20 protein-coding genes are annotated in these 22,679 nt (G+C 59.2%); 6 read left to right on the top strand and 14 right to left on the bottom strand.

Annotation, left to right across the window (positions count from 1 at the left end; genetic code table 11):
• Nucleotides 1–3: 3 nt before the first annotated feature.
• The 12 genes from lysS to ffh form a co-directional block, all read right to left on the bottom strand.
• Nucleotides 4–1,539 carry a lysine--tRNA ligase gene (lysS, locus tag B2589_RS08325; RefSeq protein ID WP_199456296.1) on the bottom strand — a complete coding sequence of 512 codons (1,536 nt, stop codon included), beginning with the start codon at nucleotides 1,537–1,539 and terminating at the stop codon, nucleotides 4–6.
• A 51-nt stretch (nucleotides 1,540–1,590) separates the two neighbouring features.
• A protein-coding gene (gene prfB, locus B2589_RS08320; protein ID WP_154707616.1) for a peptide chain release factor 2 occupies nucleotides 1,591–2,686 on the bottom strand; the annotation gives its coding sequence in 2 pieces (ribosomal slippage) (nucleotides 1,591–2,613 and nucleotides 2,615–2,686; 1,095 coding nt in all).
• A gap of 394 nt (nucleotides 2,687–3,080) precedes the next feature.
• Nucleotides 3,081–4,814: a single-stranded-DNA-specific exonuclease RecJ gene (recJ, locus tag B2589_RS08315; protein ID WP_286816230.1), complete on the bottom strand. Its 1,734-nt coding sequence runs from the start codon at nucleotides 4,812–4,814 to the stop codon at nucleotides 3,081–3,083.
• 6 nt (nucleotides 4,815–4,820) lie between these two features.
• Entirely contained in the window at nucleotides 4,821–6,221 is a 1,401-nt protein-coding gene (gene thrC / locus B2589_RS08310; protein WP_199456293.1) for a threonine synthase, read from the bottom strand.
• Nucleotides 6,222–6,232: 11 nt separating this feature from the next.
• Nucleotides 6,233–7,534, bottom strand: coding sequence for a homoserine dehydrogenase (locus B2589_RS08305; protein ID WP_022988896.1), 1,302 nt, complete (start codon nucleotides 7,532–7,534; stop codon nucleotides 6,233–6,235).
• A 145-nt stretch (nucleotides 7,535–7,679) separates the two neighbouring features.
• Nucleotides 7,680–8,414 carry a DsbC family protein gene (locus B2589_RS08300; RefSeq protein ID WP_199456292.1) on the bottom strand — a complete coding sequence of 245 codons (735 nt, stop codon included), beginning with the start codon at nucleotides 8,412–8,414 and terminating at the stop codon, nucleotides 7,680–7,682.
• Nucleotides 8,415–8,541: 127 nt separating this feature from the next.
• On the bottom strand, nucleotides 8,542–9,453 hold the full coding sequence (gene xerD, locus B2589_RS08295) for a site-specific tyrosine recombinase XerD (RefSeq protein WP_022988898.1): 912 nt from the start codon (nucleotides 9,451–9,453) through the stop codon (nucleotides 8,542–8,544).
• A gap of 100 nt (nucleotides 9,454–9,553) precedes the next feature.
• Nucleotides 9,554–9,910 (bottom strand): 50S ribosomal protein L19, encoded by a 357-nt coding sequence (gene rplS, locus B2589_RS08290; protein WP_022988899.1) that lies wholly within the window; start codon nucleotides 9,908–9,910, stop codon nucleotides 9,554–9,556.
• 25 nt (nucleotides 9,911–9,935) lie between these two features.
• Nucleotides 9,936–10,694, bottom strand: coding sequence for a tRNA (guanosine(37)-N1)-methyltransferase TrmD (trmD, locus tag B2589_RS08285; RefSeq protein WP_058340305.1), 759 nt, complete (start codon nucleotides 10,692–10,694; stop codon nucleotides 9,936–9,938).
• Between the two features lie 3 nt (nucleotides 10,695–10,697).
• The gene (rimM, locus tag B2589_RS08280) at nucleotides 10,698–11,225 is read right to left on the bottom strand and encodes a ribosome maturation factor RimM (protein WP_022988901.1); all 528 of its coding nucleotides are present in this window, start codon (nucleotides 11,223–11,225) and stop codon (nucleotides 10,698–10,700) included.
• A gap of 29 nt (nucleotides 11,226–11,254) precedes the next feature.
• Nucleotides 11,255–11,494: a 30S ribosomal protein S16 gene (gene rpsP, locus B2589_RS08275; RefSeq protein ID WP_058340306.1), complete on the bottom strand. Its 240-nt coding sequence runs from the start codon at nucleotides 11,492–11,494 to the stop codon at nucleotides 11,255–11,257.
• A 164-nt stretch (nucleotides 11,495–11,658) separates the two neighbouring features.
• Complete coding sequence (gene ffh, locus B2589_RS08270; RefSeq protein ID WP_022988903.1) at nucleotides 11,659–13,044, bottom strand: signal recognition particle protein; 1,386 nt, start codon at nucleotides 13,042–13,044, stop codon at nucleotides 11,659–11,661.
• Between the two features lie 159 nt (nucleotides 13,045–13,203).
• Here ffh and B2589_RS08265 point away from each other — a divergent pair, with 159 nt between their 5' ends.
• The 4 genes from B2589_RS08265 (at nucleotide 13,204) to B2589_RS08250 (ending at nucleotide 18,458) form a co-directional block, all read left to right on the top strand.
• Nucleotides 13,204–14,010 carry a cytochrome C assembly family protein gene (locus B2589_RS08265; protein WP_094624664.1) on the top strand — a complete coding sequence of 269 codons (807 nt, stop codon included), beginning with the start codon at nucleotides 13,204–13,206 and terminating at the stop codon, nucleotides 14,008–14,010.
• Nucleotides 14,011–14,085: 75 nt separating this feature from the next.
• Complete coding sequence (locus tag B2589_RS08260) at nucleotides 14,086–15,366, top strand: HlyC/CorC family transporter (protein WP_286816227.1); 1,281 nt, start codon at nucleotides 14,086–14,088, stop codon at nucleotides 15,364–15,366.
• A 126-nt stretch (nucleotides 15,367–15,492) separates the two neighbouring features.
• Complete coding sequence (locus B2589_RS08255; RefSeq protein ID WP_286816226.1) at nucleotides 15,493–17,694, top strand: DUF1631 domain-containing protein; 2,202 nt, start codon at nucleotides 15,493–15,495, stop codon at nucleotides 17,692–17,694.
• Between the two features lie 5 nt (nucleotides 17,695–17,699).
• Complete coding sequence (locus tag B2589_RS08250; protein WP_286816225.1) at nucleotides 17,700–18,458, top strand: TonB family protein; 759 nt, start codon at nucleotides 17,700–17,702, stop codon at nucleotides 18,456–18,458.
• Nucleotides 18,459–18,467: 9 nt separating this feature from the next.
• Here the strand turns inward: B2589_RS08250 and grxD are convergent, their stop codons facing one another.
• Nucleotides 18,468–18,794, bottom strand: a complete 327-nt coding sequence (gene grxD / locus B2589_RS08245) for a Grx4 family monothiol glutaredoxin (RefSeq protein WP_036219402.1) — start codon at nucleotides 18,792–18,794, stop codon at nucleotides 18,468–18,470.
• 207 nt (nucleotides 18,795–19,001) lie between these two features.
• On the opposite strand from grxD, the gene argF reads away from it, so the two are divergent.
• Together argF and B2589_RS08235 are read left to right on the top strand one after the other, a co-directional pair.
• On the top strand, nucleotides 19,002–19,916 hold the full coding sequence (gene argF, locus B2589_RS08240; RefSeq protein ID WP_286816224.1) for an ornithine carbamoyltransferase: 915 nt from the start codon (nucleotides 19,002–19,004) through the stop codon (nucleotides 19,914–19,916).
• Between the two features lie 3 nt (nucleotides 19,917–19,919).
• Nucleotides 19,920–20,993: an ABC transporter ATP-binding protein gene (locus B2589_RS08235; RefSeq protein WP_286816223.1), complete on the top strand. Its 1,074-nt coding sequence runs from the start codon at nucleotides 19,920–19,922 to the stop codon at nucleotides 20,991–20,993.
• A gap of 11 nt (nucleotides 20,994–21,004) precedes the next feature.
• Here the strand turns inward: B2589_RS08235 and glpK are convergent, their stop codons facing one another.
• Nucleotides 21,005–22,486, bottom strand: coding sequence for a glycerol kinase GlpK (gene glpK, locus B2589_RS08230; RefSeq protein ID WP_286816222.1), 1,482 nt, complete (start codon nucleotides 22,484–22,486; stop codon nucleotides 21,005–21,007).
• Between the last annotated feature and the right edge of the window lie 193 nt (nucleotides 22,487–22,679).

Below are 22,679 nucleotides of genomic sequence, written 5' to 3'. Positions count from 1 at the left end.
GCTTTACTCGCCTTCCGGCTTCTGCTCGGCCTTGTGCTCCGGGCGCATGGCCGGGAACAGGATAACGTCGCGGATGGACGGCGAATCGGTCAGCAGCATGGCCAGGCGGTCGATACCGATGCCTTCACCGGCGGTCGGCGGCAGGCCGTATTCCAGCGCCATCACGTAGTCGTCGTCGTAGAACATGGCTTCGTCGTCGCCGGCGTCTTTCTCCGCCACCTGGGCCTGGAAACGCTCGGCCTGGTCTTCGGCATCGTTCAGCTCGGAGAAGCCGTTGGCAATCTCGCGGCCGCCCACGAAGAACTCGAAACGCTCGGTCACGAACGGGTCGCTGTCCTTGCAACGTGCCAGGGGCGACACTTCTTTCGGGTACTCGGTGATGAACGTCGGCTGCATCAGGCGATGCTCGGCGGTGGCCTCGAAGATTTCGATCTGCACCTTGCCCAGGCCCCAGATATCTTTCACGTGGATACCCAGGTTCTTCGCCACTTCGCGGGCCTGGGCGTCGTCTGCCAGCTGCTCGCGGGTGATATCCGGGTTGTGGCGCAGGATGGCGTCTACCACGGTCAGGCGCTCGAACGACTTGCCGAAATCGTATTCGATGGTTTCTTCGCTGCCATCTTTCAGTACCCGGGTGTTCACCACGGTGGTGGTGCCCAGTACTTTCTGCGCGATGGTACGCAGCATGTCTTCGGTCAGGTCCATCAGGTCGTTGTAATCGGCGTAGGCCTGGTAGAACTCGACCATGGTGAACTCGGGATTGTGCCGTGTCGACAGCCCCTCGTTACGGAAGTTACGGTTGATCTCGAACACCCGCTCGAAGCCGCCGACGACCAGGCGCTTGAGGAACAGCTCCGGTGCAATCCGCAGGTACATATCGATACCCAGGGCGTTGTGATGGGTCACAAACGGACGGGCGGTAGCACCACCGGGGATCACCTGCAGCATGGGGGTTTCCACCTCCATGAAGTCACGGTCGGTGAAGTACTGGCGCATGGTGTTGATGATCTTCGACCGGGCATGGAACACGCGGCGGCTGTCTTCGTTCACCATCAGGTCCACATACCGGTGACGGTAGCGGGCTTCGGTGTCGGTCAGGCCCTTGTGCTTCTCCGGCAGCGGGCGCAGAGACTTGGTCAGCAGCACGTAGTCTTCCATGGTGACGTACAGGTCGCCCTTGCCAGACTTCGACAGGGTACCGCGCACGCCCACGATGTCGCCCATATCCCAGTGCTTGGTGTCTTTCTGGACATCCTTGGAGGCATAGATCTGGATGCGGCCGGTCATGTCCTGAACCACCTTGAACGCCTTGCGGTCGAGCATCATGCGGCCGGCAATGGCCACCTTGATGCCCAGGGACTCCAGCTCTTCCTTGGATTTGTCACCGTATTTTTCCTGCAGCTCGGCAGCGGTGGCATCGCGACGGAAGTCGTTCGGGAACGGATTGCCCTGCTCACGCATGTTTGCCAGTTTGGCGCGGCGCTCGGCAATCAGCTTGTTGTCCTCGGGCTGTGCAGCGTTCTGGGTGTGTTCAGTCATTTTGGCTCACTAAGAAGTCGGGATTGTCCGGGTGTGGGTGAATGGCGCTGATTACAGCGCCATCTTCAGACTGGCTTCAATAAACTTGTCGATGTCACCATCCAACACCGACTGGGTGTTGCTGGTTTCCACCTTGGTGCGCAGGTCCTTGATACGGCTGTCATCCAGCACGTAAGAGCGGATCTGGCTACCCCAGCCGATGTCAGACTTGGAGTCTTCGGCCTTCTGTTTCTCTTCGTTGCGCTTCTGCATTTCCAGCTCAAAGAGCTTGGCCTTGAGCTGCTTCATGGCCTGGTCTTTGTTCTGGTGCTGGCTTCGGCCGGCCTGGCAGGCCACCACAATCCCGGTCGGGTTGTGGGTCAGTCGCACCGCGGATTCGGTCCGGTTGACGTGCTGACCACCGGCACCGGAGGCACGGTAAACGTCCACCCGCAGATCCGCCGGGTTGATCTCGATTTCGAAGCTGTCGTCCACTTCCGGCGATACAAATACCGAAGAGAAAGAGGTGTGGCGACGGTTGCCGGAATCAAACGGGGATTTACGCACCAGGCGGTGTACGCCGGTTTCAGTGCGCAACCAACCGTAGGCGTAGTCGCCCTGGATGTGAATGGTGGCACTCTTGATGCCCGCCACTTCACCTTCCTGCAGTTCAACGATCTCGGATTTAAAGCCACGACGCTCGGCCCAACGCAGGTACATGCGCAGCAGCATATTGCCCCAGTCCTGGGCTTCGGTGCCGCCGGAACCGGCCTGGATGTCCAGGTAGGCGTTGTTGGCGTCCATTTCACCGGAAAACATGCGGCGGAATTCGAGTTTCTCGAGTTCTTTATCGAGGCCTTCGAGATCGGCTTCGATTTCCTGGACGGTACCTTCGTCGTCCTCTTCCACCGCCATGTCGAGCAGGCTTTCTGCATCTGCCAGGCCGTTGGTGAGGTTGTCGATGGTTTTGACGATCAGTTCAAGGTCTGAGCGCTCTTTGCCCAATGCCTGGGCCCGCTCGGGATCGTCCCAGACGGTGGGTTGTTCGAGTTCGCGTTCGACTTCGGTCAGGCGTTCACTGCGCTGATCGTAGTCAAAGATACCCCCTCAGCGCTTCAGTGCGCTCGCGAAGCTCTTTGATCTTCGTCACTATGGGATTAATTTCCATGAAACCTTGTCTCGCTTTGGAAAATGGTGCGATAAAAACAGAGGGCGGATTCTACCGGAATTTGCGGGTTAAATCAGCAAGCGGAAAGTACGGAGTATCTGAGTTCCGAGCCCGACCCTGAGGCTTCGGCTCTGGTGCAGGCACAGGGTGGGCGGGAACCTTTCCGGGAGACGCTGTGAATACGTCCATGTACGCTTAACGAAAACATCCATGTTTTCGATACTCCCGGAAAGGTTCCCACCCACCCTGCGCCCAGACATGTTTCGGGGAGTCTGCGGCTACGTATTTGCCGTTTTATCTTTCCGTGTTTTTCCGTGTCTTCCGTGGCAAAAAATCCTTATCTTTTAACCCCTTATTTTTTCGTGTCCTTTCGCGGATTTAGTGGCCAAAAAAATCACCCCAAAGGCTCCAGATAATCCACCAAAAGCTGCAAATTAGTCCGCCCCCGAAACGTATTAGCATCCGGCTTATAAACCACCCGCGCCCCGCTCCGGGTAAAGTCCGGCACCTCAGGCCCGGTATTGAAGGCAATGCCATCAATAATGCCCCCGCCCTCAACCGGCTGCAGCACCAGTTTCAGGTGGTTCTCGCCGACAATGCGCTGGCTTACCACGCGGAATTCGCCGTCAAATACCGGCTCCGGAAAATGCTGTCCCCAGGGGCCGGCACGCTTGAGCAGGTAGGCGGTGTCCAGGTTCAGCTCTTCCGGGGCCAGTGGGCCGTCGGTGGTGATGGCGGCTTCCAGGTCTTCCGGTTTCAACGTGTCACGCACGGCCTGGTCGAAGGCGTTGCTGAAACGTTCCAGGTCGTCCCGGGCGATGGTCATGCCGGCGGCCATGGCGTGGCCGCCGTATTTTTTCATCAGGCCCGGATTCTTCGCGTCTACCACAGCCAGGGCATCTCGAATATGCAGGCCGGGGATGGATCGGGCAGAGCCTTTCAGGTGTTCGCCGTCGTCGTCGGGTGCAAAAGCAATGGTGGGGCGATGGGTCTGTTCGCGGATGCGGGCGGCGAGGATGCCGATCACGCCCTGGTGCCAGTCCTGGTCGAACAGGGCCAGGCCCCAGGGCAGGCCTTCGATGTCGAGGGACATGGAGGCCAGCAGGTCCTGAGCCTGGGCTTTCATGTCTTTTTCGATGCTGCGGCGTTCACGGTTGAAGTTGTCCAGTTCCCGGGCCAGGCGCAGGGCTTCGTCGCGGCTGTCGGCGAGCAGGCAGGCGATGCCGATGCTCATATCGTCCAGCCGGCCGGCGGCGTTCAGGCGCGGGCCAACCACAAAGCCGAGGTCGGTAGCGCTGATCTCGGTGTAGTCGCGGCCCGCGACTTCCAGCAGGGCCAGGATGCCCGGTCGGGCTTCGCCCTTGCGGATTCGGCGGATGCCCTGCTCTACGAAAATCCGGTTGTTGTGGTCCAGCGGTACTACGTCCGCCACGGTTCCCAGTGCGACCAGGTCCAGCAGGCTGCCCAGGTTGGGCTCCGGGTCCGGCAGCAGGTTGTTGTCTCGCAGGTGTTTGCGCAGGGCTGTCAGCACATAGAACATCACACCCACGCCTGCGGCATTCTTGCTCAGAAAAGGGCAGCCGGGCTGGTTGGGGTTCACGATGGCATCGGCATCCGGCAGTTCGTCACCGGCCAGGTGGTGGTCGGTGATGACCACCTTGATACCCAACTCCCGGGCGGCACGCACACCCTCGATGGCGGAGATGCCGTTATCCACGGTCACCAGCAAGTCGGGCAAATCGCCTTCTTCCTGCAACCGGTGGATGATGCCCGGCGTCAGGCCGTAACCATCGGAGAAGCGGCTCGGCACCCGGAAGTCGATGGCTGCCACGCCCAGCATGGACAATCCCAGCATGGCCACAGAGGTACTGGTGGCGCCATCGGCATCGAAGTCCCCCAGCACCATCACCCGCTGTTTTTGCACAATGGCCTCGGCCAGCAGTTCAACCGCGCGATCAATGCCGCGAAGCTGCATCGGTGAAGCCAGGTGTTTCAGGGTGTACTGGAGCTGGTCGTCGGAGTGCACACCGCGGGCGGCGTACAGACGGCGAAGGATGGGGGGCAGGTTTTGCCCCCAGCCCGCCACATCGGACGGCTGGGGGCGACGCAGGATCTTTTTAGGAGTCATGCCGGATCAGGCGTTCTTCCAATGCTTGGCAATAAAGCCCTGCACCTCGGACACACTGTTGTCCAGAACGGTATAACGCTCTTCCCGCTCGAACAGGTCGGCCATGTGGGCCGGCAGCTCGGGCTTCACGCTCAGGCCGGATTCGGCGATGGCGTCCGGGAACTTGGCCGGGTGGGCGGTACCCAGGGTGATCATGGGCACGGCACTGTCACGACGGCAGTTGCGGGCGGCACGCACGCCAATGGCGGTGTGCGGGTCCAGCAGGTATTCGTTCTGCTCGTAAATTTCCCGGATGGTATCGCAGGTGGTCTTGTCGTCCACCGCATCGCTGTCGAACAGCTTGCGGGCGTGCTTCCAGCGATAGTCTTCGATGCTGACCGGGCCCTTGGCGGCACGCTCCAGCAGGTCTTTCACGGCAGCGCCATCACGACCGTGCAGGTCAAACAACAGGCGCTCGAAGTTGCTGGACACCATGATATCCATGCTCGGCGACAGGGTATGCTCCAGCTGGTGCTGCTCATACTTGTTGCCGCTCATAAAGCGATGCAGGATGTCGTTGCGGTTGGTGGCAATCACCAGCTGGCTGATGGGCAGGCCCATTTTCTTGGCCAGGTAGCCCGCAAAGATATCGCCGAAGTTACCGGTGGGCACCGAGAACGCCATGCTGCGGTCCGGGCCACCCAGGGCCAGGGATGCCTGGAAGTAGTATACGATCTGGGCCATGATCCGCGCCCAGTTGATGGAGTTCACCGCCGCCAGCTGGGTTTTGCCGCCCAGGAAGGACTGGTTGCCGAAGCTCTCCTTCACCATGCGCTGGCAGTCGTCGAAGTTGCCTTTGACTGCGATATTGTGGATGTTATCACCCTGCACCGTGGTCATCTGGCGGCGCTGTACTTCAGACACCCGCTGGTGCGGATGCAGGATGAAGATATCCACGTGCTCGCAGCGACGGCAGCCTTCAATAGCAGCCGAGCCGGTATCACCGGAGGTAGCCCCCATGATCACCACGTGCTGGTTACGCTTTTCCAGAACATAGTCGAGCAGGCGACCCAGAAGCTGCAGGGCGAAGTCCTTGAACGCCAGCGTGGGGCCACGGAACAGTTCCATCACCCACTCGTTGGTATCCAGCTGTACCAGCGGCGCGACGGCCTGGTGCGTGAACACGCTGTAGGTTTCGTCCAGCATCTTGCGGAAGTCATCGGCCGGAATGGCATCTTCCACGAACGGATACATGACCTTGTAGGCCAGTTCGGCATACGGCAGGCCACGCCAGCTTCGGATTTCTTCCAGGCTGAAGTGCGGAAGGGATTCCGGCACATACAGGCCGCCATCGGTGGCCAGTCCGGTCAGAAGAACGTCTTCAAAGCCCAGAGCGGGAGCTTCACCCCGTGTACTGATGTATCTCACGTGCGTACCTGTCAGTTAAAGTTTTCAGCGCGGATGCGGACAACCTTGCCGTCAACGTCGGCCAGGGCTTCCATTTCCTCGATGGCCAGGTTCATCTGGCGCTCCTGAACCGTGTGGGTCAGGATGATGACCGGAATACGGCCATCCTTGAATTCGGATTCTTTCTGCATGATGGATTCGATGTTGATGCCATGCTCACTCAGAATCGACGCCACCTTGGCCAGCACGCCCGGGTGGTCAAAGGCCTGGATGCGCAGATAGTAGGCAGACTGAACATCTTCCATCGGCAATACCGGCAGGTCTTCCAGTGCATCCGGGCTGAAGCCCAGATAAGGCACTCGCTGCTGGCTGTTGCTGGCTACCGCACGGGCAACGTCGACCACATCGGCAATCACCGCAGAGGCCGTGGCTTCGTCACCGGCACCGGGGCCGTAATACATGGTCTGGCCGACCGCATCGCCATCCACCAGAACAGCGTTCAGAACACCGTCAACCTGGGCAATCAGGTGGCTCTTGGGCACCAGGGTCGGATGCACACGCAGCTCGATGCCGTCTTCACGGCGGCGGGCAATACCCAAGTGCTTTACCCGGTAACCCAGCAGTTCAGCGTGGGCAATATCGTTCGGGGTCAGCGCAGAAATGCCTTCGGTGAAAGCCTTGTCGAATTGCAGGGGCGCACCAAAACCGGACGCGGCCAGGATGGTCAGTTTGTGGGCGGCGTCGATGCCTTCCACATCAAAGGTCGGATCAGCTTCCGCGTAACCCAGCGCCTGCGCTTCTTTCAGCACCTCTTCAAAGGGCCGTCCGGCACGCATTTCGGTCAGGATGTAGTTACCGGTGCCATTGATAATGCCGGCAATGGTGTCGATGCGGTTGGCCGCCAGGCCTTCGCGCACGGCCTTGATGACAGGAATACCGCCGGCCACGCCAGCTTCGTAGGCAACAACCACACCGGCCTTTTCGGCGGCTTCGAAAATCTCGTTGCCATGAACGGCAATCAGCGCCTTGTTGGCGGTTACCACATGCTTGCCGTTGGCAATAGCAGCCAGTACCAGCTCTTTGGCGGCGTCATAGCCGCCAATCAGCTCAACCACAATATCAACGGCAGGATCATTCACCACATCAAAAATGTCGGTACTGAAGGGCACATCGCCCAGCGCCAGGTCATCCCGGCTGCGGCGACTGGCTACCCGGACAACACGGATGTTGCAGCCTGCACGGCCGGCAATAATCGCTGCATTGCGTTTCAGGACATTGAATGTACCTCCGCCAACGGTTCCCAATCCGCAGATTCCGACATTTACGTCTTTCAAGCTCTCACCTCTGATCCCGATGCGGGGTGCTGATGGATTGCAATAAGGCCGGATAGTATACCGGTTCAGGGCCCGCTGAATAAGCCCTGAATCGGTCACAAGTCACACAGGAAGTCCGGAGCCGCGCTGCGGCTCCGATAACGGGTCAGAGCAGACCCAGACCTTCGGCCAGGTTCCTGGCCGGCACATAGCCGCGAACCATGTTGCCATCTTCCAGCAGAATTGCCGGGGTACCGGTTACACCGACCTGGCCACCCAGGCGGTACTGGTCTGCAACCGGGTTATCGCAGCTCTGCTGAGGTACGTTTTTGCCACCCTTGGCAGCATCCATGGCCGCCTGCTGGTCGTCCGAACACCATACCGACTCATATTTGCGGAACGACGCTGTGCCGGGGCCGGATCGAGGGAAGGCGTAATAGTTGACGGTAATGCCATAGCTGTTGAGCTGGGGAACTTCGTCATGCAGCTTGCGACAGTAGGGGCAGTCGATATCGGTAAAGACATCGATAACCGCTTTTTCTTCGCCGTCGGCAGGGTAAGAGATCAACCCTTCCTTACCGAAGGCTGCCATTTGCTGCTTACGGCTGGTCGCCCGGGACTCTTCGGTCACGTTGGCAATACCGGTGTCGGTAATCTTGAGCAGGTCGCCGGTGAACAGGTAGGCGCCATCGGCCGTGGTATAAATGGTGTCGCCGTTACTGCTCTGCACTTCGTACAGGCCTTCCGCTTCAGATTTCTGCACGGAACTGATCTTCAGGCCCGGCACCGCATCAGTCAGCCGCTTGGCGATGGCGTCTTCGGTTTCACCGGCCAACACGGCGGGCACTGCCACCAAGGACATCATCAGGCCGGTTACCGCGGCCGCAATTTTAAGATTCATGGATCAGAAACTACCTTTTCCGGTTAATAGATTCAGGCATTTTGCTTGCCCGGGGCCTTCGTACGCAACTACCGGCATCATTCCCGAACCTTGCGACAGGGCGCCCCGGCAAAAGTTCACCCCGAGATCAGTCACCGCCACGGGGATGATGGGCCTGGTGCAAATCCTGCAGCCGTTGCCGGGCCACATGGGTATAGATCTGTGTGGTCGAAAGGTCAGAATGCCCGAGCAACATCTGCACTACCCGTAAATCTGCACCATGGTTGAGCAAATGGGTGGCAAAGGCGTGGCGCAGGGTGTGGGGCGACAGGTGCTTGCGGATACCGGCACGCACCGCGTAGTGCTTGATCCGGTACCAGAAGGTCTGGCGGGTCATAGCACTGGCCCGGTTACCGGGGAACAAGGCATCACTGCTCTTGCCCTTGAGCAATTCCGGCCGGGCTTCCTTCATATAGCTTAGCAGCCAGTCGATAGCCTCCTCACCCAGCGGCACCAACCGGTCCTTGCCGCCCTTACCGCTGATACGCACTACGCCCTGGCGCAGGTTCACCCGGTCTACGGTCAGCCCGGTGAGCTCCGACACCCGCAGCCCACAACCATACAGGATTTCCAGCATGGCCCGGTCCCGCAACTCCAGCGGTATTTCCGGATCCGGCTCAGTCAGCAGCGCCTCGACATCGGCTTCAGTAAGGGTATCCGGCAAACGCCGGGGCAACTTCGGGCTGTCGATTCGCAAGGTAGGATCTTCGGCGATGAGACCTTCCCGCAGTAAATACCGGTAAAAACGCCGGATACCGGAAAGCCGCCGGGCTGCCGTACTGGTTTTCAGGCCCTCCGCCAGCCCACGGGACATCCAGGCCAGAAGATCGGTCCTTTTAGCGGACCGCAAGCTGGGCGCTCCGGGCTGTTGCTCCAGCCATCCGGAAAGCCGGGCCAGGTCACTGGCATAGGCCTGGCGGGTTTTCTCACCCAGACCATCCTCGAGCCATATGGCATCCGAGAATTGGCTGATCAGCTGCTCGTCATCCGGCCGCGGCAAGGTATTACCTCATTAATGTCTGTCTGGGCAGCATTAAAGCACAAAAAAAGCAGCCCCTTGAGGCTGCTTTTTTTCAAACTGGCTGGCCGGAAGGCCAAACTCAGTTAAGCTTTTCCTTGATACGAGCTGCCTTACCAGACAGGTCGCGCAAGTAGTACAGCTTGGCCTGACGCACGTCACCACGACGCTTCACGCTTACGCTGTCGATCAGCTTGGAGAAGGTCTGGAAAGTACGCTCAACACCCACGCCGTAAGAGATCTTACGAACAGTGAAGGAAGAGTTCATGCCACGGTTGCGCTTGCCGATAACAACGCCTTCGAACGCCTGCAGACGCTCACGGTTACCTTCAGTTACGCGAACCTGTACAACCACGGTATCACCCGGCGCGAACGCAGGGATTTCCTTGGTCATCTGTTCTGCTTCAAGTTGACTGATGATGTTGTTCTTGCCGCTCATCGTAATGCTCCTGATACCCAATCTTTCAATGCCCTGATGATTCAGAGGCACCCGGTTCGTTCAAAATTTCATCCAGAAGCTGACGCTCTTCTTCCGTAAGCACCCGCTGTTCCAGCAGGTCGGGGCGTCGCTCCCGGGTTCGCCTCAACGATTCTTTCAATCGCCAACGCCGGATCTGTTCATGGTGACCGCCCAAAAGAACTTCCGGCACCGCCTGACCTTCGTATACCTCGGGCCGGGTGTAGTGCGGACAATCCAGCAAACCGTCAGCAAAGGAGTCCTGCTCTGCTGACTGCGCATGACCCAGCGCTCCGGGGATGAGGCGTGTTACCGCATCAATCACAGCCATCGCCGCCAGTTCGCCACCTGAGAGCACAAAATCACCCAGGGACACTTCCCGGTCGACTTCCGCCGATATCAGGCGTTCATCAACGCCCTCGTAACGACCGGCAACGAGAATCAGCTGTTGTTCGGCAGCGAGAGACTCCACTACCGACTGATCCAGCCTTTCACCCTGGGGCGAAAGATAGACCACACAGGCCTTGCCGGGTGCCGATGTCCGGGCCGCATGGATAGCATCCCGCAGGGGCTGGATTTTCATCAGCATCCCGGGGCCGCCGCCATAAGGCCGGTCATCCACAGTACGGTGACGATCATGCGTGAAGTCCCGGGGGTTCCAGCTGTTAAAGGTCAGAAGACCTTCACGAACTGCCCTGCCGGTAATCCCGTAATCTGTCACCGCAGAAAACATGTCGGGAAACAGACTGACTGCGCCAATCCACACCCGTCAGAACTCCGGATCCCAGTCCACCACCATGCGCGAGCTTTCAAGATCCACCCCCTGAACTACCTGATCCGGCAGATAGGGAATGAGCCGTTCGCGCTGGTCAATGGAGCCCGCTGTCGCGTGCACCACCAGGACATCGTTGGAGCCTGTTTCCAGCAGGTGATGCACCTTACCCAGACACTCACCGTCAACCGTGAACACTTCCAGGCCTTCCAGCTGATGCCAGTAGAACTCCCCTTCGGGAAGCTCCGGCAGCAACTCGGTCGGAACCCGGATCTCGGCACCGCCATAACTGCGGGCCAGCTCACGATCATCAATACCTTTAAGCCTGACGACGATCCCCTGCCCTTGGCGGCGACCCTCCTCAAGCTTTGCAGGAATACGCTTGCCGTCCAGAACCAGGGTCCAGTCGCGGTAGTTCAGTATTCCTTCTTTGGGATCTGTATAAGAGAAGACCTTAAGCCAACCCTTGACCCCGAACACCGAGGTGATCCGGCCGATCACAGTTTCCTGTGGATGCTGTGCCATGCCTGTCAAACCCCGGTATCAGATTGCAATTACTCAGCAGTCTTGAGCAGCTGGGCAACGCGATCGCTGGTTTGAGCACCCTGGCCCAGCCAGAACTCAACGCGATCACGGTCAACGCGCAGACGCTCTTCCTGACCGCGGGCAACCGGGTTGAAGAAACCAACACGCTCAATGAAACGGCCGTCACGGGAGTTACGGCTGTCAGTGACTGTCAGATGGTAGAACGGGCGCTTCTTGGAGCCGCCACGAGCCAAACGGATTGTTACCATTTCGACCAATATCCTGTTCTGTTGTACGAACTTTGTACGATTCACGTCATGCCGAGAACGGCTGACGAGAAGACCCATACTCGAAAGGGGCGCTATTCTATGCCAAAAACGCGCCAATGAAAACAGGGAAACGCGTGGTTTCCCCATTTTATATGTAAGGCTTTTTACATACGGCCAAACGGGGGCATGCCACCACCGCCGCCGGGCGGCATCATACCACCAAGACCGCGCATCATGTTGGCCATTCCGCCTTTTTTGCCAAATTTCTTCATCATCTTCGACATCTGCTTATGCTGCTTGAGCAGACGGTTCACATCCTGGATCTGCGTACCCGAACCGGCTGCAATGCGCCGCTTGCGGGAATTATTGATCACATCCGGGTAACGGCGCTCTTTCGGCGTCATGGAGCAGATGATCGCCTCCATCTGGCCTACAGACTTGTCATTGACCTGCTGCTGCGCCATCTGGGCCATCTGACCCATGCCCGGCAGCTTGTCCAGCAGGCCGCCGATACCACCCATACTCTTCATCTGCTGAAGCTGGTCCCGGAAGTCCTCCAGATCAAAGCCCTTACCTTTTTTGATCTTCTTGGTGAGCTTCTCGGCCTTCTTCTTGTCCAGCTTGCGCTCTGCTTCCTCTATAAGGGAGAGCACATCACCCATACCCAGGATGCGGGAAGCCACCCGATCCGGATAGAAAGGCTCGAGGGCATCGGACTTCTCGCCCACACCCAGGAACTTGATCGGTTTGCCGGTAATGTGGCGAACCGACAAGGCCGCACCACCGCGGGCATCACCATCAGTCTTGGTCAGCACCACGCCGGTGAGCGGCAACGCATCGTTAAAGGCCTTGGCGGTGTTGGCGGCGTCCTGACCGGTCATGGAATCTACCACGAACAGGGTTTCCACCGGATTCACCGCCTTGTGCAGGCGGCCAATCTCACCCATCATGTCTTCATCAACGTGCAGGCGGCCCGCGGTATCCAGAATCACCACATCAATGTGCTTGCGGCGCGCCGCTTCGATGGCGCCGTTGGCGATGTCGACCGGGTCCTGGTCCGTGGTGCTGGGGAAAAACTCGACACCCACTTCACCCGCCAGGGTTTCCAGCTGACGAATGGCCGCCGGGCGGTAGATATCGGCACTGACCACCAGCACGGATTTCTTGTGCCGCTCTTTAAGGAAGCGAGACAGCTTGGCCACGGTGGTGGTTTTACCAGCACCCTGCAGACCCGCCATCATAATGACGGCAGGCGGCCGGGTAGACAGGTTAAGGGACTCGTTGCCCTCGCCCATCACCCGCTCCAGCTCTTGCTGGACGACTTTCACAAATACCTGGCCCGGCGTCAGGCTGCGCTGCACTTCCTGGCCGATGGCCCGCTCGCGCACGCCTTCGATAAACGCCTTGACCACCGGCAGCGCAACGTCTGCCTCCAGCAGGGCCATGCGCACTTCACGCAAGGTTTCCTTGATATTGTCTTCGGTAAGGCGCGCCTGACCAGAGATCTTGCGCAAGCTGCCGGATAGCCGGTCCTGGAGATTCTCAAACATGTTGCTCTTCCGTACCCCGGAGAAATTGTTCACACAAATCAAGAAGCCGGCGCCGGCCGCTTGATTCCTGTTGCATAATCGCGACATTATACCCAGACTACGGAGCCTCTGAACAACTCCACGCCGCTTTCACGTTAAAAGGCAAACATAAAGGACGTCATGGGAACGCTGATCCTCGCGGTTACCGCACTTTTCCTGTACAGCGTCGGCACTGCCCTGCAGGCCCTCCATTTTCGTGGCAAGGTGCAAAGCAACCTGGCACTGACCACCCTGATTGGCGTACTTGCACTGATAGGCCACGGCCTGCTCATTGCCCAGACGGTCCACCTGGATGGCGGCTTCGATTTCAGCTTCTTCAAAAGCTCGGTACTGATTGCCTGGCTGATCGTTTTCCTGCTCCTGGGCCTGAATCTCTCCAAGCCGGTGGGCAGCCTGTTCCTGGGCGCTTATCCGCTGGCGGCGGCCACCATAGTCATGGCGCTGATCACCCATACGCCGTCACGACTGGTGCCGGATGAAAGCTACGGCATGCTGTCCCACATCGCCCTGTCGATCACCGCATACAGCCTGTTTACCCTGGCCGCCATTCAGGCCGCCCTGCTGTACTTCCAGAACCGCCAGCTGAAGCAGAACTACAACAGCCTGCTGGTGCGCAACCTGCCGCCACTGCAAACCATGGAATCGGTATTGTTCGAACTGGTCTGGGCGGGCGTAGTCCTGCTGACCCTCGCCATTATTACCGGCGCCATGTTTATTGAAGACCTGTTTGCCCAGGACCTGGCCCACAAAACCCTGTTTTCCATGCTCTCCCTGGCCGTATTTGTCGGCCTGCTGGTGGGCCGCTACACCAAGGGCTGGCGCGGCATGACTGCAAGCCGCTGGACCCTGGCCGGCTGCGCCCTGCTGATGATGGCCTTTTACGGCAGCAAATTCGTGCTGGAAGTACTGTTTCAGCGGGGCCTGTAATCCCGCAAACCGCTTGACACCGGCGCTTCACACCCCCTATTTTCGCAACTTGTCGTCAACGTAAGGGCTCCTCTTTTGAACGAAACATCGCTCACGGCGCTGTTCATCCTCCTCGTCGGCCTGATCATTCTGTCCGGCTTCTTTTCCAGCTCCGAAACCGGGATGATGTCCCTGAACCGCTATCGCCTGAAACACATGGTAAAAAGCGGACACAAGGGCGCACGCCGGGCGCAGAACCTGCTGAACCGGACCGACCAGCTGATCGGCGTTATCCTGATCGGCAACAACTTCGTCAACATCTTCGCCTCATCCATTGCCACGGTAATTGCCATTCGCGTGTGGGGCGATGCGGGCATCGCTATTGCCACCGTTCTGCTGACCATCGTTATCCTGATCTTCGCCGAGGTCACGCCGAAAACCCTGGCGGCCCTGTTCCCGGAGAAAATAGCCTTTCCGGCCAGCCACGTACTGGGGCCGCTGCTGAAAATCCTTTACCCGCTGGTATGGGCCGTCAACCTGTTTACCGGCATAATCCTGCGACTGCTCGGAGTGTCATCAGCCCAGGCTTCGGAGGATCACCTGAGCCGGGAAGAACTGCGTACCGTGGTGAATGAAGCGGGCGCCCTGATTCCTGCCAAGCACAAAGACATGCTGGTGAGCATCCTGGACCTGGACAACGTCACCGTGAACGACATCATGGTGCCCCGGAATGAAGTGGTCGGTGTCGACCTGGAAGACGACACCGATGTCATCCTTCGGCAACTCAAGACCAGCCAGCACACCCGGCTTCCGGTGTTCAGCGGCGACATCAACAACATCCAGGGTATTCTGCACCTGCGCAGCGTCGCTCGCCTGCTGCAGCAGGACGACATCGACAAAGACATGGTCCTGCAACTGTGCGCCGAACCCTACTTCATCCCGGAAAGCACACCGCTGAACACCCAGCTGCTGAATTTCCAGAAGGGCCGGCGCCGGTTTGGCATTGTCGTGGACGAGTACGGAGACGTACTGGGGCTGGCCACACTGGAAGACATCCTCGAGGAAATCGTTGGCGAATTCACCACTGACTTCGCAGCCACCTCCATGGACATCATTCCCCAGGACAACGGCACCTTTATTATCGATGGCAGCGCCGCCGTCCGGTCGATCAACAAAACCCTGGGCTGGAAACTGCCCACCGACGGCCCGAAAACCCTCAACGGCCTGATCACCGAAACCCTCGAGAACATCCCGGACACCAACGTCTGCCTGAAAGTAGACGGCCACCGGGTGGAGGTCCTGCAAATCAAGGACAACGTGGTGAAGGCCGCGATCGTCCACCCGCGAAAAAAGAAGAAGCGCAGCACCGGCTCATAACCGACCCCGGAATGATGATTAATCATGTCATTCCGGCGTAAAATGCGCTAAATTTAACCAAAATCAGAACAGGCAAGAACCCAGCTCGGTCATGTATCCGGTTAAAGGCGTAAACAGGAGTCGGCCATGAAAAAGCAGTCCGGCATACATTACCTCCGTGAACACAGGGAAGCGGCAAGTACCCGCCCGGTTCCACCGGAGGTCGCCCGTATCCGTGACACCGTTGTCGCGGGGCTGGGTGATTTACTGCAGGGAGCGTTCGATGCTGTCGACGACTCCCTGTTCGAGCTGGCAAACAATTCCAGAAGTAACAATGAACAAAACCGTTACTTCGAGGCGATGCGGGAAATCCGTATCAAGCGTAAAGGCGTCGAACGCCACTTCCAGAATGCCGTTGCCCGGTTCTTTGCGACACCACCGGTAACCGGTCAAGTCCGCACCGAAGAGGCTTCCCGGCCAACAAATGCCGACAGCCTGTCCCTTGTGGGTGACGACGACCTGGAAGAACAGGTGGCACTGAACGCCATGGTCAGCAAGGCCAAGGCACACTTTCAAGGCCCCTTGCTACAGCTTCAGGCCAGGTTTACCGAAGTCTATCCGGATGCCAGCGAAACTGCCCCGGTTAACCCCATGGCTCCGGAACACCTTTGCAGCGCCTTTGTCGAAGCCATCCAGACCCTGGAAATCCAGATTCGTGAACGGCTCATTGTGCTCAAGCAATTTGACCGCTACGTGGTCTCCAACCTGGGCATGCTGCTGGATGAAGCCAACCGCATCCTGATTCAGGCGGGCATCATTCCCAATTTCCGCTACCACGGCAAAACCGGCCAGCAGAAAGCCGCGACCACCAAGGCCGGGGAACCGTCGGGCGCCACGCCGGAACAACAAAGCAGCTACCAGCCCAGCGCAGAAGATTCCGCGCTGTTTGAGCAGATCCGTCAAATGCTCGCCCAGCAACGGGCCAACTCGGGCATGCCGACCCGCCGTGCCGATCCATCAGTACGGGTGATCGGTGGCCAGGAACTGATGAACCTGCTCGGCGCCCTGCCGGCACAGCAGATGTGGCCGGAGTCCGGCGATCTCAGCAGCGGCGAACCGGTGTCGGTAGACCTGCGCCAGGTTATTCAGGGCCTGATTACCCGAAATGCTGCCCAGGGCGAGAAAACCGCTGCCCTGAGCGAGGTGGATGAAGACCTCATCAACCTGGTGTCCATGCTGTTCGAATTCATTCTGGACGACTACAACCTGTCGTCGCCGGTGCAGGTGCTGATCAGCCGCCTGCAGATCCCGATTTTGAAAGTCGTCATCAAGGACAAGAGCTTCTTCAGCAAGGCCACCCATCCGGCCCGCAAGCTCCTGAACTCCCTGGCCCGCGCCGGTATCGGCTGGAGCAGCAGCGACGAGAAAAGCCGCGACAAGCTGTACAACCAGATCCACACCGTGGTGCATCGTATCCTCAACGAGTTCGATGGCGACATCAGCCTGTTTGAAACCCTGAACCAGGAGTTCGAGCAGTTTCTGGAGCGGGAAAACCGCAAAGCCTCACTGGTTGAGCAGCGTACCCGGGAATCCGAACGCGGCCGCATCAAATCCCAGAAAGCCCAGGAAGCGGTCGATCGCCTGCTGAAGGAAAAGGTTGCCCGCTACGACCTGCCGGAATCCGCACATGACATCCTGGTACACGGCTGGAGCCGGGTAATGTTCCTGGCCTACCTGCGGGACGATGCCGAGCACCGCTGGCAGGAAACCGCCAAGGTGGTCGACGACCTGATCTGGTGCCTGCATCCCCACGAAGAAGACGAAGAGCGCGACCAGTGGGTACGGGTTGTACCTGGCCTGCTGAAAACCCTGCGCGCCGGGCTCGAAGAAGTGTCTTACAACGCCAACCGGCTCGACCAGATGATGGGCCAGCTCAAGCACGAACTGGCAGATGCCTTCCGCACCAACTCGTCCATCAAGGCCCGCAAGGAACCGGAACCGGTGCAGGAAGAAACCATGTCACTGCACTCCAGGGCCGAGCACCAGCAGGAGCTGGACGACGCAGCCATCGCCGAGTTCGTTACCCAGCTCGACAAGCTGGAAATCGGCCACTGGGTAGAGTTCAGCCTGGTGAACGGCACCAGCTTCCGCTGCAAACTGTCCGCCATCATTGATGAAGCCGACTGTTTTGTGTTCGTGAACCGCATGGGCCTGAAGGTGATCGAGAAAACCCGGGTAGAGCTGGCACATGAAATGCGCAGAGGCCGGCTGACACTGCTGGAACAGGGTGCCCTCATCGATCGCGCGCTTAACGCAATGGTTGGCAGCCTGCGCTCCAAGACCGCCTGATCGTAATGCCGGAGAAAGCACCACCCGCCCCGGCAATTCCGGTACATTACCGGCTGGCCCTGGCACTCTCCCTGGCCTTTATGGCACACACCCTGTTGCTTGCCGGACTTCCTGCCCCCTTGCAGGAAGTCCGCGAGGTCAGCCACCGGGTTGTTTTCCGTCTGGCCAGCTCACCCTCTGAGGCCACCCGGGCCAGTACCCCGGCCAGCTCCTCAGCCCAGCCGCCGCGCCACCCCGAGTTCGAAGTACCGGCCACACCCGAAGCCGTCACCACTACCGCGCCTTCCAGGCCAGCAGCGAATCCGAAACCGGACCCGGAGCCGGCCCTGGAAGCTCCCGAACCAACGCCCCAGCCCGCGCCAAGGCCGGAACCGGCACCAGCACCGGCCAGTACGCCAAGCATCGAGTCAGCCCCGCGCACCGGCGAGCCGGAGTCTGCCGACACCATTGCCCGGATCACCGACTCCCCCGCTGAGCGCGATCCCTACCTGATTTTGCTGGCCACCCACCTGGCCGAACAACTGGACCAGCAGCGGGTACCCGCAATCTCCCAGCTTGGGGAACAGGTAAGTATGGAACTTGAGCTGACATTACTGCCCAACGGTGCCCTGACCCGGGCCCGGGTAATCAGATCAACGGGGATACAAAGAATAGACGAGGCCGCCTATCGGGCCGCGCTGGCCGCCAGCCCCTATCCGGAGCCGAAAGGAGAGGAATCGGACCGTTTCGAGGTAAAACTGGTGTTCACCCCGAAACGGACCTGAAGGGTCAGATCAGGCTTCGGCCTGCTTTACCGCATCTTTAACAACCTTGGCCAGCTCACCGCTTTCGGCCATCTCCAGGACGATATCGCAGCCACCGAGCAGTTCGCCATTGATGTACAGCTGCGGGTAGGTCGGCCAGCTGGAGTAGATTTTCAGGGCTTCACGCAGTTCCTGGTTGTCCAGGATATTTACAAACGCAAAACGCTCGCCACACGCCATCAGGGCCTGGACGGTACGGGAAGAAAAGCCGCACTGCGGAGCCTGGGGAGTACCCTTCATGTACAGAATGACCGGGTTCTCTTCCAGCTGGCTTTTAATGGTTTCATTGATGTCCATGAACATACACCTCTGATTGAAAATAGGGGGCGCCGCATTCCGGCTCTGGTTGGCTATTGTACACACCTGCCGGAGCGCACACCAAGCGGCTCCGGTTGATCCGGAGCAAGCCCTGCCGGGCAGCGTTGTCATAGCGGTTGCGAAGGGCTAGACTTGATGCCCTTTTCAGAACCAATCCGTTCCGGAGTTTCCTTGAAGGGGCCTTCCATGGCAGTAAGACATTTCCTGACACTGAATGACATGTCCACCAGCGAACTTGAAGACCTGCTGGACCATGCCTCCCGCCTGCGCCGGGACTGGCGTGCGGGCAACGTCAGAGATTCCCTTAAAAACAAAGTCCTGGCGATGATCTTCGAAAAATCATCCACCCGTACCCGGGTGTCTTTCGAAGCGGGCATGGCCCAGCTGGGCGGTTCTGCCATGTTCCTGTCACCCCGTGATACACAGCTGGGCCGTGGCGAGCCGATCGAAGACTCTGCCATCGTGATCTCCAGCATGGCGGATGCGGTGATGATACGTACATTCGCTCATGAAACCGTGGAGCGTTTTTCCGCTGCCTCCAGCAAGCCGGTCATCAATGCCCTGACAGACGATTTCCACCCCTGCCAGTTGCTCGCCGACATGCAGACCTACCGGGAACACCGGGGCAGCATCAAGGGTGCTACCGTGGCCTGGATTGGCGATGGCAACAATATGTGCCACTCCTACATCAACGCGGCAGCACAGTTTGATTTCCACCTGAACGTAGCCTGCCCTGAAGGCTACGAGCCGGACGCGAAACTGCTGGCCGACCACGCCGACCGGGTGACGGTATACCGCACACCGGGCGAAGCGGCCACCGGCGCCGACCTGCTGGTAACCGACGTCTGGGCCTCCATGGGCCAGGAAGACGAACAGAAGGCCCGGGAACGGGCATTCCGGGACTACCAGATCAACCCTGCACTGATGAGCCAGGCCAACAAGGATGCGCTGTTCATGCACTGCCTGCCGGCCCACCGGGGTGAAGAGATTTCCGCCGACATGATGGAGCATCCCGGCTCTGTGGTATGGGACGAGGCCGAAAACCGCCTGCATGCCCAGAAAGCCCTGCTCGAATTCCTCATTCTGAACCGTCTGGACTGATCCATGGTCAATACACCGGCACCGGCTTCCGGCTGGTTACTGGAAGTGAACAACCTGTCCTGTGGTTACGGCGGCGATTCCGTGGTGCGGGACGTCAGCTTTGCCCTCAGCCACGGCGATATCGGTTGCCTGCTTGGCCCCAGCGGTTGCGGCAAAAGCACCATTCTCCGGGCCCTGGCCGGTTTTCTGCCCATCAGCCATGGCGAGATCCAGCTGCAGGGCCAGGCCATCAGCCTGCCCGGGCGCACGCTGGCGCCGGAAAAGCGCAAGATCGGCATGGTCTTCCAGGACTATGCCCTGTTCCCGCACCTGACCATTGCCGATAACGTCGGCTTTGGCCTGAAAGACCTGAAAAAGCCCGAGCGCCGCCAGAAGGTCATGGAACTGTTGAACCTGGTGCACCTGCAGGACCTGGCCGACAGCTACCCGCACCAGTTGTCAGGCGGCCAGCAGCAACGGGTAGCCCTGGCCCGGGCCCTGGCGCCGGAACCTACCCTGATCCTGCTGGATGAGCCGTTCTCCAACCTGGACACCGACCTGCGCCGCAGGCTGAGCCTGGACGTGCGGGAAATCCTGAAAACACTGGGCATCAGCGCCATCCTGGTCACCCACGACCAGCAGGAAGCCTTTGCCATGTGTGACCAGATTGCCGTGCTGCAAAGCGGACAGATCCAGCAGTGGGACGTGCCCTACAACCTGTACCATGAACCCTCCAACCGCTTTGTGGCCAGCTTTATCGGCCAGGGCGGCTTCATCCCCGGCAAGGCCCTGGGGCCGGATACCATCGAATCCGAACTGGGCATTATTCATGGTAACCGTGCCTACAAGTGGCAAGAGGGAACCCTGGTAGACGTGCTGATCCGGCCCGACGACATCGTTTACGATGAACACTCCGACCTCAAGCCCAAAGTGGTGGAAAAGACCTTTGCCGGTACCTCTACCCTGTACCGCTTCCGGTGCTCGGAAGACACCGAATTTGAAGCCCTGTTCCGCAGCCACCTGGACTTCCACATCGGCGAGCAGGTGCCGGTGCGGGTCGAGGCCGACCACCTGATCGCCTTCGAGCGCACCGCCTGAGTCGGTCGCGCTCAGTTATTACACACCCGCTCCACAGCATCCAGCCAACCGGCGTAGAGGGATTCCCTCAAAGCCGGTTTCATATCCGGCCGGAACTGGCGCTCGCATTCCCACATTCCGGTAATCTGCTCCAGGTTCTCGAACACACCGGTTTGTAATCCGGCCAGGTAAGCCGCCCCCAGTGCCGTGGTTTCGGTCACCCTGGGCCGGTCTACTGGTACATTCAGGATGTCGGCCAGGAACTGCATAACCCAGTCGTTCACCGCCATGCCACCGTCCACCCGCAAGGACTCCAGCCGGGCACCGTCGTTACGGATAGCCCGCACAAGATCCTTGGTCTGGTAACAGACCGATTGCAGGCCGGCGGTCACGATTTCTGCAATGCCGGTATCCCGGGTCAGACCCAGAATGGCGCCGCGGGCATTCGGATCCCAATGGGGCGCACCCAGCCCGGTGAAGGCTGGCACCAGGTACACCGCGTTGTCGGCGCCCACAGCCTCGGCGTGGCTGGTAGATTCGCTGGCATGGGCAATCAGCTGTAAACCGTCCCGCAACCACTGCATGGCAGCACCGGCCACAAAGATACTGCCTTCAATGGCGTAGCAGGGCTTGCCGTTGAGCCGGTATGCCATGGTGGTCAGCAGGCGGTTTTCCGAGCGCAGGGCCTTGTCACCGGTATTGAGCATCAGAAAGCAGCCAGTGCCATAGGTGCTCTTGGCCATGCCGGGTTCAAAACAGGCCTGGCCAATCAGGGCGGCATGCTGGTCACCGGCAATGCCGGCAACCGGTACCGCTGCCCCCAGCCATTCCTCGGCGGTCTGGCCATAGTCATCCGCGCTGTCGAGCACTTCGGGCATCAACGCAGCAGGCACCCGGAACAGCTTCAGGAGCTCGTCATCCCAATCCTGGGTGTGGATATTGAACAGGGCCGTTCGGGAAGCGTTGGTGGCATCTGTGCGGTGGGCTTCGCCCCGGGTCAGGTTCCATAAAAGCCAGCTGTCGACCGTACCGAACGCCAGCTCGCCTGCCTCTGCCCGTTGCCGGGCACCTTCCACGTTATCCAGCAGCCAGGCAATCTTGGTGGCAGAGAAGTAAGGGTCTATCAGCAATCCGGTGCGGTCCACCACCAGCGATTCGTAGCCGTCGGCTCGCAACTTGGTGCACAGAGAGGCCGTGCGACGGTCCTGCCAGACAATGGCGTGATGGATCGGCTCTCCGGTCGCCCGGTCCCAGATGATGGTGGTTTCCCGCTGATTGGTAATGCCGATTCCCGCCAGGTCTGACGCCTGCAGGCCTGCTTTGTCCAGCGCCCCGCGGCAAACTGTCAGCGTGCTGTCCCAGATTTCCCGGGCATCGTGTTCTACCCAGCCATCTTTCGGAAAGTATTGATGGAATTCCTGCTGGGCCACGGCAACCTGGTTACCGGTTTCGTTAAAGACAATCGCTCTGGAACTGGTGGTGCCCTGATCAATGGCTAAGAGATAACGGGACATCGAACTCTCCTGTTGTTTTCAGGAGATTCTACCAGCCGAGGCTGTGTGGAGGGGAACAGATACAAGGGACAAAAACCGGAAGCAAAAAAAAGGGCCGGAAAAAACCGGCCCTCAAATGACGAATGAAACAAGGAAAGTTCGTAAGAACTACAACCTCAAAAGTCATCCCTTACGTTTTCGATTATTGACCAGC

It is taken from the genome of Marinobacter sp. UBA3607 (assembly GCF_002375525.1).
Classification (GTDB): domain Bacteria; phylum Pseudomonadota; class Gammaproteobacteria; order Pseudomonadales; family Oleiphilaceae; genus Marinobacter; species Marinobacter vinifirmus.
This window is presented reverse-complemented; position numbering and strand designations above follow the sequence as displayed.